The organism is Nitratireductor sp. B36, assembly GCF_020833685.1.
Classification (GTDB): Bacteria; Pseudomonadota; Alphaproteobacteria; order Rhizobiales; family Rhizobiaceae; genus Nitratireductor.
In genome coordinates this window covers 393990-408384 of record NZ_JACKZY010000001.1, presented here as the reverse complement: position 1 = coordinate 408384, position 14395 = coordinate 393990, and the positions used below count along the sequence as shown (strand labels likewise).

Sequence of the window (14395 nt, the reverse complement as noted above, 5' to 3'; positions counted from 1 at the left end):
CGCAAGGACATGCGCGGCCCATCGGAGCCAATATGCGCGCACTTCAGGAGTGCTACCCATGTCCACGCAGCTTTGGCTCACCTTCATCCTGGCTTCATTGCCTGTGCATTTTTCTCCCGGACCCAACAATATTCTCGCCCTCTCGCGGGCCATTCGAATGGGCTATTGGACGGGCCATCTGGGCTCGCTTGGCCGCTATCCGGCCTATCTTCTTATCTTCCTTGCTGCAGGACTGGGCCTTGGCGCCGTGTTGAACGCCTCGCCTCTCTTGTTCACACTCATCAAATGGTGTGGCGCTCTTTATCTCGCCTATATGGGGTACCGGCTGATCCGCTCGGCGCTCGAGATCTCGTCGGCGACGAATGCGGTTGAAAGCGGAAAAATTCTCGGCCTGATGCGGCGGGAGTTCATCATTGCGATCATGAACCCGAAAGCCGTGATCTTTGCCACTGCCTTCTACGCGCAATTCGTCACGCCGGGCCAGCCGGGCTTCGCCGTTTTGTTTGCCTCCATGGTGGCCGTTTCGCTGACACTCGAATGGATTGCTGCCGGCTGCTATTGCCTTTTCGGCGCCAGTCTGGGGCGTGCGGCAAACGGGAAAGGAATTCTCTCCTGGGTCACCCGTGGCCTGGGGGCAGTGCTGATTGGATTCAGTGTATTGCTCGCGGCAACGTAGTGCACGGTCTCATGGAGCGCAAAGCCGTAGCTGTGTAATCCGCCACAGGGGCCTCTCAACCACAATTCTGGTTCTGTGGAGGCGCGTGCGCCCACTCGGCATTGAATTGGAGAGAGATGAACCTCGTTTGCGCCTCCCGAGGGAACGCAGGCATTTTGGCTGGCGGCGCCACCTGCGTCTATCGCCGTTTGAAATGAGATAAACGACACCCGCCGAGCATCTTGATACGCGCTTGCTCTTGCGTCAGGGGAAGGGGGCATCCTATTTATCCCCTTGAACCAAACGATTCTGCCGCTTTTGCGCGCGCCGGATTTGCGGCGCGCGACTTCCAACCGAAAGGTATATTCATGCCGAATCCCGTCGATACCGCCATGAATCTGGTGCCCATGGTCGTCGAGCAGACGAACCGGGGTGAACGGGCTTACGACATCTTCTCGCGCCTTCTCAAAGAGCGCATCATCTTCATCACCGGCCCGATCGAGGATGGCATGGCCTCGCTCGTATGCGCCCAGCTTCTGTTTCTTGAGGCCGATAACCCCAAGAAAGAAATTGCGCTTTATATCAATTCGCCGGGCGGTGTGGTGACCTCGGGGATGGCCATCTACGATACGATGCAGTTCATCCAGCCTCCGGTCTCGACGCTCTGCATCGGTCAGGCGGCGTCCATGGGCTCGCTGCTGTTGTGCGCCGGCCACAAGGATATGCGCTTTGCCACGCCCAATGCGCGCATCATGGTGCATCAGCCATCCGGTGGCTTTCAGGGGCAGGCGTCCGATATTGAACGTCATGCGCAGGACATCATCAAGCTGAAGCGCCGTCTGAACGAAGTCTATGTCCAGCATACCGGCCAGGATTACGAGACGATCGAAAAGACGCTCGACCGTGACCACTTCATGACCTCGGACGAGGCACAGGAGTTCGGCCTGATCGACAAGGTGATCAGTTCACGCGAAGCGGTCGAGAAAGCTTCTGATTCCTGATATCCGGTCTGGCTTTCATCAACCACGGGCCCGGCCTGGCGCCGGGTGCGGCGCAATTCGGCGTGCATTTGCGGTCGATTGCGTCAATTCTGTCACATTTTTGTGTTTGCAGCCGGTGTGTGAACGCCTACGTTAAGCCTATATTGAGTTTCCAGAGCCAAGGTCTGGTGAGGGGCTCGGTATGGTTGCCGCGTTTTCGGATTTGTGTTTCGTTTCGAAGACAGAGCGTGGACCGCTTGGGGGCTGTTCCGTCTTCAAGCGCCATGACCGCCCGGCAGGTACGGGGCGACATGCCGGTGGGTAGTGAAAGGACGTAAGACATGAGCAAGGCCAGCAACGGCAGCGGGGACTCCAAGAACACGCTGTACTGCTCCTTCTGCGGCAAGAGCCAGCACGAAGTCCGCAAACTGATTGCGGGACCGACTGTCTTCATCTGCGATGAGTGCGTTGAACTGTGCATGGACATCATCCGCGAGGAAAACAAATCCTCGATGGTGAAGTCGCGCGAGGGCGTGCCCACACCGCAGGAAATCATCGAAGTGCTTGACGATTATGTGATCGGCCAGAGCTATGCCAAACGCGTGCTCTCCGTGGCGGTCCACAATCACTACAAGCGCCTTGCCCACGCATCGAAGAATGCAGATGTGGAGTTGGCCAAATCGAACATCCTGCTGATCGGCCCGACCGGTTGCGGCAAGACGCTTCTGGCCCAGACGCTGGCGCGCATCATCGATGTACCGTTTACCATGGCCGATGCAACGACGCTTACCGAAGCTGGCTATGTTGGCGAGGATGTCGAGAACATCATTCTCAAGCTGCTGCAGTCGGCCGACTATAATGTCGAGCGGGCGCAGCGCGGCATCGTCTATATCGACGAGATCGACAAGATTTCGCGCAAGTCCGACAATCCTTCGATCACGCGTGACGTATCGGGTGAAGGCGTACAGCAGGCATTGCTGAAGATCATGGAAGGCACGGTCGCTTCGGTTCCTCCCCAGGGCGGTCGCAAGCATCCGCAGCAGGAATTCCTGCAAGTGGATACAGCCAATATTCTGTTCATCTGCGGCGGTGCATTTGCAGGCCTCGACAAGATCATTTCCGACCGTGGCCGAAAAACCTCCATCGGCTTCGGCGCGACGGTCGCGTCACCGGAGGATCGGCCTACGGGCGAGCTGTTCCGTCAGGTGGAACCGGAAGACCTTCTGAAATTCGGTCTCATCCCTGAATTCGTTGGACGTCTGCCAGTGCTGGCGACGCTGGAAGATTTGGACGAGGCTGCTCTTGTTCAGATCTTGAGCGAGCCGAAGAACGCTTTGGTCAAGCAGTATCAGCGCCTGTTCGACATGGAGAATGTGGAACTGACCTTCCATGAAAACGCGCTTGCCGCGATTGCCCGCAAGGCAATCGAGCGCAAGACGGGTGCGCGCGGTTTGCGCTCAATCATGGAAGCGATCCTGCTCGACACCATGTTCGAGCTGCCGGCGCTGGAAGGCGTCCAGGAGGTTGTAATCTCTGACGAAGTCGTCGCCGGCAATGCCCGCCCGCTCTATATTTATGCAGAGCGCGAGCAGGAAAAGGGCAACGCCAGCGCCTGACGAATCGTCCGGGTTTGGAAGTGTGCGTGTTTGCGTCACCGAAGTCCGGCTTCGGTGACGTTCGCGTTTTTTGCAGCGTCGATATACCCCAAAACCACCGAATCGGGACGGTGACAGGCGGCAGGCTGTGTGTCCGGTCCACGCATCTTGCCCAGGCCCTTGATCTTCTCGGTTCATGTCTCCAACTAAGGGAGGAGTAAAGGTGGGGTGGTTTCCATACGGACATCGCGCAATTATGCGGTTGCTTCTGGTGGATAACGCTCTGGCCGGATAGACTGAAACCCGCGGCCGGCTCTCGAGCGGTCGCGGTTTGAAAAGGCTGAAACATGACTGATACCCCCAAGACCGCTGCTGGCACTGCCTTCCCCGTATTGCCGCTGCGCGATATCGTGGTGTTCCCGCATATGATCGTTCCGCTCTTTGTCGGCCGCGACAAGTCGATCAAGGCGCTGGAAGAGGTGATGGGTGCCGAGCGACAGATTCTGCTGGCAACGCAGATGAACGCCGCCGATGACGACCCGGAGCCAAGTGGCATTTATGATGTCGGTACGCTTGCCAATGTCCTGCAGCTTCTCAAATTGCCCGACGGCACGGTCAAGGTGCTCGTCGAGGGCACGTCGCGTGCGCGCATCGCGCAGTTCACCGACCGAGAGGAGTTCCATGAGGCGACCGCCGATCTGCTTCCCGAACCCGAAGAGGATCAGGTCGAGATCGAGGCCCTGGCACGGTCGGTCGTTTCCGATTTCGAGAATTACGTAAAGCTCAACAAGAAGATTTCGCCTGAAGTGGTGGGCGCCGCGACCCAGATCGAGGATTACTCGAAGCTGGCCGATACGGTCGCCTCGCATCTGGCCATCAAGATTCCTGAAAAGCAGGAAATGCTGGCGACGCTCTCCGTGCGTGAGCGGCTGGAAAAGGCCATGGGCTTCATGGAAGCCGAGATTTCCGTTCTGCAGGTGGAAAAGCGTATCCGTTCGCGCGTCAAGCGCCAGATGGAGAAGACCCAGCGCGAGTACTATCTGAATGAGCAGATGAAGGCCATTCAGAAGGAGCTCGGCGAGGGCGAGGACGGTCGCAATGAGGCCGCGGAGCTGGAAGAGCGGATCAACAAGACCAAGCTCTCCAAGGAAGCGCGCGAAAAGGCGGAAGCCGAGCTGAAGAAGCTCAAGACCATGTCGCCCATGTCGGCCGAGGCCACGGTGGTCCGCAACTATCTCGACTGGCTGCTCTCCATTCCGTGGAAAAAGCCCAGCAAGATCAAGAACGACCTCGAGTTCGCCGAGAACGTGCTCGACACGGATCACTTCGGCCTTGAGAAGGTCAAGGAGCGTATTGTCGAGTATCTGGCCGTCCAGAGCCGTCAGAAGAAGCTGAAGGGCCCGATCCTGTGCCTCGTCGGACCGCCCGGCGTCGGCAAGACCTCGCTCGCCAAGTCCATCGCCAAGGCCACCGGACGCGAATATGTCCGCATGGCGCTGGGTGGCGTGCGCGACGAGGCAGAGATCCGCGGTCACCGCCGCACCTATATCGGCTCGATGCCCGGCAAGGTCGTCCAGTCGATGAAGAAGGCCAAGAAGTCCAACCCGCTTTTCCTGCTCGACGAGATCGACAAGATGGGCATGGATTTCCGTGGTGATCCGTCTTCGGCCCTGCTTGAGGTTCTCGATCCCGAGCAGAATTCGACCTTCATGGATCACTATCTCGAGGTGGAGTACGACCTGTCGAGCGTGATGTTCGTCACCACGGCCAACACGCTGAACATTCCGCCAGCGCTGATGGACCGCATGGAGATCATCCGCATCGCCGGCTACACCGAGGATGAGAAGGTGGAGATCGCCAAGCGGCACCTCCTGCCCAAGGCCGTGCGCGAGCATGCGCTCGAGGCGCACGAGTTCTCCGTGACCGATGGCGCGCTCCAGCAGATCATCCGTACCTACACGCGTGAGGCGGGTGTCCGTAACCTTGAGCGTGAGCTGATGAAGCTCGCCCGCAAGGCGGTGACGGAAATCCTGCGCAACGCAAAGAAGGACGGCGGCAAGGACAAGGTCGAAGTGACCGAGGACAACCTGTCGGACTATCTGGGCGTGCAGCGTTATCGCTTCGGACAGGCCGAGGGTGAGGACCAGGTTGGCGTCGTGACGGGTCTCGCCTGGACGGAAGTTGGTGGCGAGTTGCTCACCATCGAAGGTGTGATGATGCCTGGCAAGGGCAAGATGACGGTCACCGGCAATCTGCGTGACGTGATGAAGGAATCGATTTCGGCAGCGGCATCCTATGTCCGCTCGCGCGCCGTCGATTTCGGCATCGAGCCGCCTGTCTTCGACAAGAAGGACATCCACGTGCACGTTCCGGAAGGCGCCACCCCCAAGGATGGCCCGTCGGCAGGCGTCGCCATGGCAACGTCCATCGTGTCCATCATGACGGGTATCCCGGTGCGCAAGGACATCGCCATGACCGGCGAGATCACCCTGCGCGGTCGCGTGCTACCCATCGGCGGTCTGAAGGAAAAGCTTCTTGCCGCCCTGCGTGGTGGGATCAAGAAGGTGCTCATTCCGGAAGAGAACGCCAAGGATTTGGCCGACATTCCCGAGAATGTGAAAAACGGTCTCGAGATCGTGCCTGTGAGCCGTGTGGGCGAGGTTCTGGAACATGCACTCACCCGCATGCCGGAGCCGATCGAATGGGTGGAGCCCGTGGAGCCTGCCGGAAAGGTCGCGGCAGGCGAGACGGAAGGGCAGACCATCGCTCACTGATTCCGTTCGCCGCGCCGGTTCGGCAAGAGCGTGTAACCGGTGCGGCGCAAGGGATTGAGGCATTTCCTTGCCGTATTTTCGGCAGAATCTTCAGAAGCCGGACATTTTGTCCGGCTTTTCTGTCGAAAACCGCAGAAAACGTGGGTTTTAGAGCGCCTGAAAGCATTTCGTGCTTGGTGGCGGCAACTGTTCTCCCTAGACTGCCTCGAGCCGAGTGAGTCGCATCACTTGGTCCTTATCAGGAAGGGGTAATTACATGAACAAGAACGAGCTCGTATCCGCAGTCGCAGAAGAGGCAGGCCTCTCCAAAGGCGACGCCCAGTCCGCGGTCGATGCGGTTTTCTCCGTGATCGAAGGCGAACTCAAAAAGGGTGGGGACGTGCGCCTCGTCGGCTTCGGCAACTTCTCCGTCTCGCGGCGTGAAGCCTCCACGGGCCGCAACCCGCAGACCGGTGCCACGGTTCAGATCCCGGCTCGCAACGTGCCGAAGTTCTCGGCCGGCAAGGGCCTCAAGGACGCGGTCAACAGCTGATCGCGCTCTTAACGGAATACAAGAAAAGCCGGGTTTCAACCCGGCTTTTCTTTTGAGGCAAAGTCGGGAGCGACGCCGGTGTCATTCTCCAGCGAGCCCCGGTCGGGGAGACGGTCTATCCCGCCGTTCCGGTGCGCGTCTTTCGGCTCTCGAGGCTCATATGCAGAAGCGGATAGGGGCGTCCGGCGCCATCTCTCGGCGAGCGCGCCTTGATCTCGAAACCCATCTTCTTATAGAAGCCAAGCGCCTGCTCATTCTGCTCGTTGACATCCAGAGTGATATTTCTGCCGGCAATTGCGCGCGCATGCGCGATGAGACGCGCACCAAGGCCTGAGCCGCGCAAATCCGGATCCACGAAAAGACTGTCAATATGTTTTTGGCAAAGCCCCATGAAGGCGAGGGGCGAATCCTGATCATCGACCGCGACCCAAAGTTCCGCGCCCGGGAGATAGCTGCCGGCGACCTCAGCCTCGATCGCCCGGAAATCTGATTCGGCAAGGAAATCATGTGTCGCACGGACTGACCGCCGCCAGATCTCCATCAGATCAACGAGGTCATCTTTGCGGGATTTGCGAATCTTTGCCATGCATCTGTTCCGCGGCAGGAAGGCAAGTGTGCAGCCAGGCAGCACCCAGGAGTGAAGAAGCAGCAACACTTCGATAATGGGGAGGGAATGGTGGGCGATGACAGGCTCGAACTGCCGACATCTTCGGTGTAAACGAAGCGCTCTACCAACTGAGCTAATCGCCCATTCCAAGCGGATCGTTTAGGGGGTTCGCGCACGGATCGCAAGCAAAAAAAGCCTTCTCCAACGCATATTGAACCAACATCAAGAAAGTTTCACAAACTGCAGATTGGCTGCTTGACACCACATCAAGAACCCCCTAATTCAGCGCTCATCGACGCGTTGCTGCTTCGGCACAACGCCTCAAGCGCGGGTGTAGCTCAGTTGGTTAGAGTGCCGGCCTGTCACGCCGGAGGTCGCGGGTTCGAGCCCCGTCACTCGCGCCACTTCTCCTAAATATCGGGAAGTGGCGCTGGGGAGAAATCCCAGATCATTTTGTTTCGCTTCAAGAATTTCTCTGATGTCCTTCCGCAGCGCACGTGATCGCGTGAAAAACGGACGGCGTGCTCGGTCTTGCGCTCTCGCGCTCCTGCTTCAACGCGTAGTAGGGTTGTCAACGTATCGTTGCAGTGCGGAAAGGATCCACGCTCTGTGGCTCGTCACCTCGTTCTGCCACTCCCAGAAGATAGACGAACATGATCACAGCGGCGGCTGCCGGTGAAAGCAAAAGCGCTACGCGCAACACACACGAGAACAGCTTTGTCAGGCTCATGCCGAGAAAGATAATGCAGGAACTTTAATGGACCCTGCACGGAAGCGTTAACCAATGCTCATCGGGCTGCGAAAAAGAGGAGGCACCTGTTTCTCTTAACCTGCGTGATATCATTCGATACTAGACTGCTTCTCTAGTGTGGGGGCCTGAAGTGGTGCTGACGAAGATCGAAGCCAGCGAAGGAGCGCGCAGAGGATCAGTCTCGAAGATGATCCAGTCTGCATTTTTGCTGGGCATTGTGATTTTTGGCACCTGTCTTTTTGGCATATACACCCGCCCGCTCGATTTCCTTGCAAATGTCTGGCCTGCCAACGCTGTGATGCTTGGCCTGCTTTTACGGTTCCCGACAACAGCAACGCCTTTGGGCTGGATTGCAGCCACCGCGGGATTCATCCTCGCTGATCTGATGACCGGCTCGCCGTGGGGTAAAGCGTTGATACTGACCGGTGCCAACCTCGCCGGGATCGGGGGAGCTTACGCGGTTTTGCGTCTGTATTCGCGTGAGGCCATCCGTCTTCAAACACCAGAGTCGGTTCCACAACTCGTTTCCGCTATCGGTTTTGGCGCGTGCCTGGCAGGTTTTGTCGGAGCGGTCGCCAATCCTGTACTATTCGGCGGCAGTGCCGTCGGGGGCTGGGCCTTCTGGTTCGTCACGGAATTTGCGAACTATGTGGCCATCCTTCCTGTCATTCTGACCATACGCCTGTTCTCATTCCCGCAAGGCATTTCGCTGAAACGGCTGGCTTATCTCGCACTGCCGCTGCTTGCTCTGCTTTTCAGCTGCTTTGCCAGTTTTGAGATCGGCGGGCCCGGAGCATTGGCATTTCCTGTGCCGGCCCTTCTGTGGGCAGCCATTGTCTACCCGCGCTTTGTGACGATCCTTTTGACGTCGGCGTTCAGCTTCTGGAGTCTGATCGCTTTGTCGGCCGATCTCTTCAACTATATGGCCGGTGCATCCGCGGAAAACGCATTGATATCGATGCGTCTGGGAGTGAGCTTGATTACCCTGGCCCCTCTCATGCTCGCCAGCGCCATGGCGAAGCAAAAGGATCTGATTGCGCAACTCTCGCATCTCGCACGGCACGACCCCTTGTCCTGCCTCCTCAATCGGCGTGCATTTGGTGAGGAGGCGCAGAAGCTTGCTCGGTACTGCGCCAAACAGAGTCATCCATATTCGGCGCTTATGCTCGATATCGATCACTTCAAGTCCATCAACGACCGCTTCGGCCACGCAACCGGTGATCAGGTGATCTCGATTGCAGCAGAAAAGATCTCTTCGTGCCTGCGGTCTGCCGATATTATCGGGCGGGTAGGGGGCGAGGAATTCGCCATCCTTCTCCCAAAATGCACACGCGAGCAGGCCCTTGAGATCGCCGAAAGGATACGGCGCGCTTTTGCGCAAGCTCAGGTGACGCCAGACAACAGAGCTCCGATTAGTGTCACTGTGAGTGTCGGCTTGGCTGCCTCACATGATGGCTCGGCTGATGTCGAAGCCCTTATGGAAGAAGCCGACAAGGCGCTCTATCGTGCAAAGCATCTCGGGCGCAACCGTTCCGAGATACATGATCAGACGCCGGGCTGGAGGCCCGCATAAGTCCTTTTCCGCCTTGGTGTGGCAGGAAGAGGTTCAACGATGGTGGCGAATTTCCTCACAGGCGCTGTTGCATTGTGTGCCGGACAACACCATATCCTGTCGAGCGGCGGTTGAACCGGCGTGGGACGTCCTGCAGGATATGTGGCGAGGTTCCCCGGACATTCGCTGTATTCGATCCGAACGACCCTGTGGTGACCATGAAGGTACCGGCACCCAGATGGCTCTCGGGAACGAAGGAAGCGGGCCGAGGCCCGCTTTTTTGTTTTTGAGCACGTCAAAGACATGCACTCAGAGGCTAAAGGCCAAGCAGGGCCTTGGCTTCCTCCAGGCTCGACATCGATGCGTCGTGATCGCCGGCCTTGTGTTGCTCCTCCCCCGTTGCCCGCAGTTCTTTCACACGAGCGCTGTCACTCTCGGAGAGCGAGGCTGTCTGCATGGCCTGATCGATTTCGCTCATCAGGCTGGGGCAGGAATGCGCAAATGCCGCCGCCGGCCACAGGCCGATCAGCGCTACAACAAGTGCATAGGGTTTCATATCTTCCTCCACGTGGCCGCATGTTGCATATGTCAGGCATTCTATACGACTGGTCATGCGGCTATGCAGGCGATCTTACACCTCTTCCGCGTCAGACACCAATCGGAACGAAACGGCTCCCGCCGATGAGCCATGCAGAGCACAAAGACAAAAAAAGCCCCGCAATTTCAATTGCGGGGCAGGTGGCTGCACATTCTGCTTGGGAGCTATTGTACGAGCACCGGGCGTTTGCAGCGGACGCCGGTGACCCTTACATCGGCTTCGCCGATCTTCACGCCGGCCAGCGCCAGCACATTGTAAAGGAGTTCGTCTATCGGGTCGGAAAGGCTGGAGAGGAGCGTCTTAACCGTCCCTTTCACAAGCGAATTGTTCAAAAGCGTTCCGCCGAGCACCGATCCGCCCAGAACCTCTACGTCGAGATGGAGATTGTTCAGCAGCGAGCTGGTTGTCGAGCCGAGAACATCCCGGGTCGAAACGGTTCGGATGCGCCCCTGCTGGATATCCGAACTTGAGAATTTCAACCGGCTCGTTTCCATGTTCTGCGTTTCAACATGCGCCTGACCGTTGACGGATACACTCAGCACACCTCCGACGTCGATCATCTTTGCGGGCGTGACGCGCGCTTGATCTGAAAAGGTCGACAGGGCACGGTCATCGACCTCGCCCAGCGCGATCTCCAGCAGACCTGGCATCGCGTCAACGGAGACGCTGCCTCTGTTTGGTTGCGAGGGGCTGCACTGGATGTCGGCGAGGCGTGCCTCCGCGTGTGCGACTTCCACATAGAGCGGGATACGCAACTTCGTCTTCAGGACCACCAGGTCAATGCCGACCTCAAAAGTGACCTTCAGGCGCGTTTGCGCGGTGCGTACAGCCGTCCCTATCGGCGCTAACGCATGACTGGGCGTCCCGGCTGGCGGTTCGCCTATTGCAAGCTTGACCGAGAGGTTGCTGAGGGGAGGCAGCGCCAAGCCGGTGTCGACGGCAACCTGATTGTCGCCATTGGCAAGGGCGGCAGCCATCGTAATCATTTCCAGCGCCGAAATTCTCATCTCCCACGGAGCATTTGTCGCAATGCTCAGCGGACCGATGGAATCGAGATTCAGAAGCTGCTCCAGCCTGATCGAGTTGTTGTTTTTCGAGGTTGCCGTTTCGAGCGTTTTCAGAACGCTCTGGACCGTTGGCTGAACGCCACTTGTCAGGCGCATCGTCGACAACAATTCAGGTAGCGAAAGGTCAGTTTCGAGTATCTGGCTGTATGTCAGGCCTGTCAGGTCGAGGCGTGTTGCCAGGGTCTGCATGAAAGACAGAAGATCGATGTCGGTGTCAAGCAGTCCCTCATAGTCCATCGCTTTCAGCGAGATCGTCGTTCCGAGAAGCCCCCCGAGCAGTCCGTTGAGTATGCCGTGATTGAGGCTGGCAAGCCGCGACCCTACGGAGAAGCCTGCGAGTTTCTCCGCCGAGGCGGTGCCGACCGCAGACAATTCGGGCGGGTCTGCGAACATGGCGCCGAAATAGAGGTCCCCGCGCTTTCTGATCGTCACCCTTGCGGCATCGGGCGAGGTTTCCATCTCCACGAAACGCAGATTTGTAGAGATGGAAGGATCTGGATAGTAACGGCCGCGGACAAGGCGTGCGATGCCCCGCTTTTCCTGCTCAATATATTGGTCGGCGGACAGATAGCGTCCGTCAAGCAAAAGACCTTCATCCGTCTCCACGGCGATCTCTTGCTTGTTGAGTGAGAAAAACTGGGCGACAGCTTTCTCTGCCCTTGTAATATCCGCAGCAGCAACGATCGAAGCGAGATCAGCGGTCTTCTGAAGTTTTCTGTCTTGTAAAGTAAGGTTGCCGTAATCCACGGCCAACGCCACGCACCCAATCATGACGGGCACGAACAGCGCGAAAAGTGTTGCGACATTTGCCCGGCGATCCTCGGCGAACCTGCTGATAAACGCAAAGCGGGTTCCGGGCATGTCAAAGCCCCCCAAGCCGGATCGTTGAATACCCTACTATTTTCTTGTCGGGCATTGCGTATGAGTAAAGTGACCATATAGGCAGGTCGCCGGCATCGTATTCGACGGAAACGGTAAACTGGTTTGGGTTGCCAGCATCGTCCGCCACTTGAACGTCGAACTTCTGCGCGTCGATGAACGGGTGATCGGTCATCGATCTTTGGATGTAGTCTCGCGCCAGCGTTTGCCTTTCTGTCTGAGAAAGCCCCGCGACTGCAACACGAGCGGCGTCAGCACTGACCTGTTGAACGGAATGGGCAGCGCTTAGATAGATTCCGTAAGCAATCATCGAAAAAACGGTGAGAAAAAACACCGGCGCAATAATGGCGAATTCTAGCGCTGCTGTGCCGTCTGATCGGTGGAGAAATTTTACGAAATATCTTCTGTCCATTTTCAGTACTCCCAAGCCCGTAAGCAGGATTGATGAGCAGAAATAAACAAAGATTAAACAAGAGAGCTGGTCTTTAATACTGTAGATTGTGCTTGATCGGTTGTGTTTTTTTTAGAAGCAACCGCTGATTTGCAGTCATGTTTTTGCTTGAAAACAACTCAGGGTTACGCAATTAAGATTTGTATTTCAATGTTCACGTTGAGAACGTTGGTTTCGTGGGCTTTCTCCCTTGCTCGCTGGGTCGGGAATATCACCTTGAGATTGTAAAATGCGGATTTCAGTCTCTCAAAAGCAAATTCGATTTAGCGCGAAGAAGACATCACTCTCAAAAAGCAGAGGTTGCAAAAAAAATTCGAAAAGTTTTGTAACTGTCAGAGTAATTCCTGAAATGGTTGCAAAAAACACCACGAAAATCGAAGGATTGAAGGGTGACGTTGCGTCAGTCAGAGCATTTTCAATGCTGGCGCCAGGTTTCCGCGCGGCATGATCAGAATGGAATTGAGACCGAGCCAAAAAGCGAACCGCTCAAGCTCCTTGTGCAGGGCTTCTGCTGTGTGAGCGGGTGCATCGGGCTCCGCGTGGCTCGACTGAACGATCAGAACCCGTTTTGACCGTTCCGCCTTAAGGTCTACGCGAGCAACAATACGATCACCGAGCAAAAAGGGCAGAACGTAATATCCGTGCTCACGCTTATGAGCGGGAGTATAGATTTCGATCCGATAGCGAAAGCCGAAGATACGTTCGGCCCGGGCGCGTTCCCATACAATCGGATCGAACGGAGCGAGCAGAGCGGCCCTGTCGATGCGTCTTGGCAGCTGTGCGTCCTCGTGAAGATATGCGGTATGACGCCAGCCGCGGATCTCTACGGGACGCAAGATGCGATCCTCGACAAGTTCGGCGACACGGGCCTTCGATACATCGGGCTTCAATCGAAAATAGTCCCTGATATCCGGCTCACTGGCAACACCGAGGGCGCGCGCTGCGATGTTGACCAGAGCGCGCTGTGCGTCCTCTTCTCGCGGGGTGGGAGAAGCGATGATACTGCGTGGCAACACGCGCTCGGGCAGGTCGTATAGCCGCTCAAAGCTTGGGCGGCGGGAATGGGTGGTGATGCGCCCGCACCAGAAAAGCCATTCGAGCGCTTTCTTTGTTTCACTCCAGCCCCACCAGCCGCCGTTTCCACTTTCCCCCTCGAAATCCGACGCAGCCATCGGACCCCGGCTCTCGACCTCTTTGTACAGGCGTTCGACAAGGTTTCGCTTTTCGCGAGCGAAATGGACGAGCCCTTTGTAGACGCCTTCACCGTCTCGCGCGCGCTCCATTCGCCAGCGCAGAAGGGGCTGCAGTTCAACCGGCAGAAGCGAGGCCTCATGCGCCCAGTACTCAAACAGCATGCGCGGCTTTTTCGCCTGGGCGCGCTCCAGGAGCTCCACTGGATAGGGGCCAAGTCGGGCATAGAGCGGCATGAGATGCGCGCGAGCGACCACGTTGACTGAGTCGATCTGCAACAAACCGGTGCGGGCCAGCGTTCGCTTGATGTGTTGTCGCGTGACAGGGCCTTGGGGCAGCGGAGTGGAAAATCCCTGGGCGCCAAGGGCAATTCGCCGCACCTCTGCCGGTGTGAGTCGCTCTCGTCGCATGGGCCTGCGTTCATCCCGCTCATTCGATTTATAAAAGACCTAGCCAGTCGATCGGGCATATGCCACCCGATTGTTCCAAAACAGCGTAGTCTCCTGACATGAGGGCGAGGATGCTTTACACGCGTTTTTTGTGCGTTATCTCCGCTGTTGCGGCACACGCGCAGGGGCGCGTTTTGTGAACAAAGGCGGATATGCGTGCGACAATGCCGCAATCTGGCCAAGGTTTGACTTGCGTCGCCAAGCGCCCTGCGCTAACCCTCGCCGCGTTGCAACATGAGCCTAGCCTTGCTGCCTTGGCCGTAGGCGCAAAAACCCGGTCACGGGCCTTGATACGCAGCCTCGCCCGCGGCGGG

The 14395-nt window shown here is 57.5% G+C and carries 11 protein-coding genes and 2 tRNA genes; 7 read left to right on the top strand and 6 right to left on the bottom strand.

Features of this window, described 5'->3' with window-relative positions:
- The first annotated feature begins 58 nt into the window (after positions 1-58).
- The 5 genes from H7H48_RS01995 (at position 59) to hupB (ending at position 6536) form a co-directional block, all read left to right on the top strand.
- On the top strand, positions 59-676 hold the full coding sequence (locus tag H7H48_RS01995; RefSeq protein ID WP_229447139.1) for a LysE family translocator: 618 nt from the start codon (positions 59-61) through the stop codon (positions 674-676).
- A gap of 347 nt (positions 677-1023) precedes the next feature.
- The gene (locus tag H7H48_RS01990) at positions 1024-1656 is read left to right on the top strand and encodes an ATP-dependent Clp protease proteolytic subunit (RefSeq protein ID WP_229447138.1); all 633 of its coding nucleotides are present in this window, start codon (positions 1024-1026) and stop codon (positions 1654-1656) included.
- A gap of 320 nt (positions 1657-1976) precedes the next feature.
- Positions 1977-3251 (top strand): ATP-dependent Clp protease ATP-binding subunit ClpX, encoded by a 1275-nt coding sequence (gene clpX, locus H7H48_RS01985; protein WP_229447137.1) that lies wholly within the window; start codon positions 1977-1979, stop codon positions 3249-3251.
- Between the two features lie 326 nt (positions 3252-3577).
- Positions 3578-6004 (top strand): endopeptidase La, encoded by a 2427-nt coding sequence (gene lon, locus H7H48_RS01980; RefSeq protein ID WP_229447136.1) that lies wholly within the window; start codon positions 3578-3580, stop codon positions 6002-6004.
- Positions 6005-6260: 256 nt separating this feature from the next.
- Entirely contained in the window at positions 6261-6536 is a 276-nt protein-coding gene (gene hupB, locus H7H48_RS01975; protein ID WP_223020414.1) for a DNA-binding protein HupB, read from the top strand.
- Between the two features lie 115 nt (positions 6537-6651).
- Here hupB and H7H48_RS01970 read toward each other — a convergent pair whose 3' ends face one another.
- Together H7H48_RS01970 and H7H48_RS01965 are read right to left on the bottom strand one after the other, a co-directional pair.
- Complete coding sequence (locus H7H48_RS01970) at positions 6652-7122, bottom strand: acetyltransferase (protein WP_229447135.1); 471 nt, start codon at positions 7120-7122, stop codon at positions 6652-6654.
- An 88-nt stretch (positions 7123-7210) separates the two neighbouring features.
- Positions 7211-7286, bottom strand: a tRNA-Val gene (locus H7H48_RS01965).
- 184 nt (positions 7287-7470) lie between these two features.
- Between H7H48_RS01965 and H7H48_RS01960 the strand changes: the two genes are divergently transcribed.
- Both H7H48_RS01960 and H7H48_RS01955 read left to right on the top strand, forming a co-directional pair.
- Positions 7471-7547: transfer RNA gene (locus H7H48_RS01960), tRNA-Asp, on the top strand.
- 480 nt (positions 7548-8027) lie between these two features.
- The gene (locus H7H48_RS01955; protein ID WP_229447134.1) at positions 8028-9467 is read left to right on the top strand and encodes a GGDEF domain-containing protein; all 1440 of its coding nucleotides are present in this window, start codon (positions 8028-8030) and stop codon (positions 9465-9467) included.
- 295 nt (positions 9468-9762) lie between these two features.
- On the opposite strand, the gene H7H48_RS01950 is transcribed toward H7H48_RS01955, so the two are convergent.
- The 4 genes from H7H48_RS01950 to H7H48_RS01935 form a co-directional block, all read right to left on the bottom strand.
- Positions 9763-10002 carry a hypothetical protein gene (locus H7H48_RS01950; protein ID WP_229447133.1) on the bottom strand — a complete coding sequence of 80 codons (240 nt, stop codon included), beginning with the start codon at positions 10000-10002 and terminating at the stop codon, positions 9763-9765.
- A gap of 206 nt (positions 10003-10208) precedes the next feature.
- On the bottom strand, positions 10209-11972 hold the full coding sequence (locus H7H48_RS01945; protein ID WP_229447132.1) for a pilus assembly protein TadG-related protein: 1764 nt from the start codon (positions 11970-11972) through the stop codon (positions 10209-10211).
- Position 11973: 1 nt separating this feature from the next.
- A complete protein-coding gene (locus H7H48_RS01940) occupies positions 11974-12402 on the bottom strand; it encodes a TadE/TadG family type IV pilus assembly protein (RefSeq protein WP_229447131.1) in 429 nt (142 codons plus the stop codon).
- Positions 12403-12845: 443 nt separating this feature from the next.
- Positions 12846-14042: a winged helix-turn-helix domain-containing protein gene (locus H7H48_RS01935; RefSeq protein WP_229447130.1), complete on the bottom strand. Its 1197-nt coding sequence runs from the start codon at positions 14040-14042 to the stop codon at positions 12846-12848.
- Positions 14043-14395 lie beyond the last annotated feature (353 nt).

Excerpts from the sequence above, each read along its gene's own strand:
- hupB (WP_223020414.1), top strand. The coding sequence starts at position 6,261 with ATGAACAAGAACGAGCTCGTATCCGCAGTCGCAGAAGAGGCAGGCCTC.
- H7H48_RS01990 (WP_229447138.1), top strand. The coding sequence starts at position 1,024 with ATGCCGAATCCCGTCGATACCGCCATGAATCTGGTGCCCATGGTCGTC.
- clpX (WP_229447137.1), top strand. The coding sequence starts at position 1,977 with ATGAGCAAGGCCAGCAACGGCAGCGGGGACTCCAAGAACACGCTGTAC.
- H7H48_RS01940 (WP_229447131.1), bottom strand. The coding sequence starts at position 12,402 with ATGGACAGAAGATATTTCGTAAAATTTCTCCACCGATCAGACGGCACA.
- H7H48_RS01995 (WP_229447139.1), top strand. The coding sequence starts at position 59 with ATGTCCACGCAGCTTTGGCTCACCTTCATCCTGGCTTCATTGCCTGTG.
- H7H48_RS01950 (WP_229447133.1), bottom strand. The coding sequence starts at position 10,002 with ATGAAACCCTATGCACTTGTTGTAGCGCTGATCGGCCTGTGGCCGGCG.
- H7H48_RS01970 (WP_229447135.1), bottom strand. The coding sequence starts at position 7,122 with ATGGCAAAGATTCGCAAATCCCGCAAAGATGACCTCGTTGATCTGATG.
- H7H48_RS01935 (WP_229447130.1), bottom strand. The coding sequence starts at position 14,042 with ATGCGACGAGAGCGACTCACACCGGCAGAGGTGCGGCGAATTGCCCTT.
- lon (WP_229447136.1), top strand. The coding sequence starts at position 3,578 with ATGACTGATACCCCCAAGACCGCTGCTGGCACTGCCTTCCCCGTATTG.
- H7H48_RS01945 (WP_229447132.1), bottom strand. The coding sequence starts at position 11,972 with ATGCCCGGAACCCGCTTTGCGTTTATCAGCAGGTTCGCCGAGGATCGC.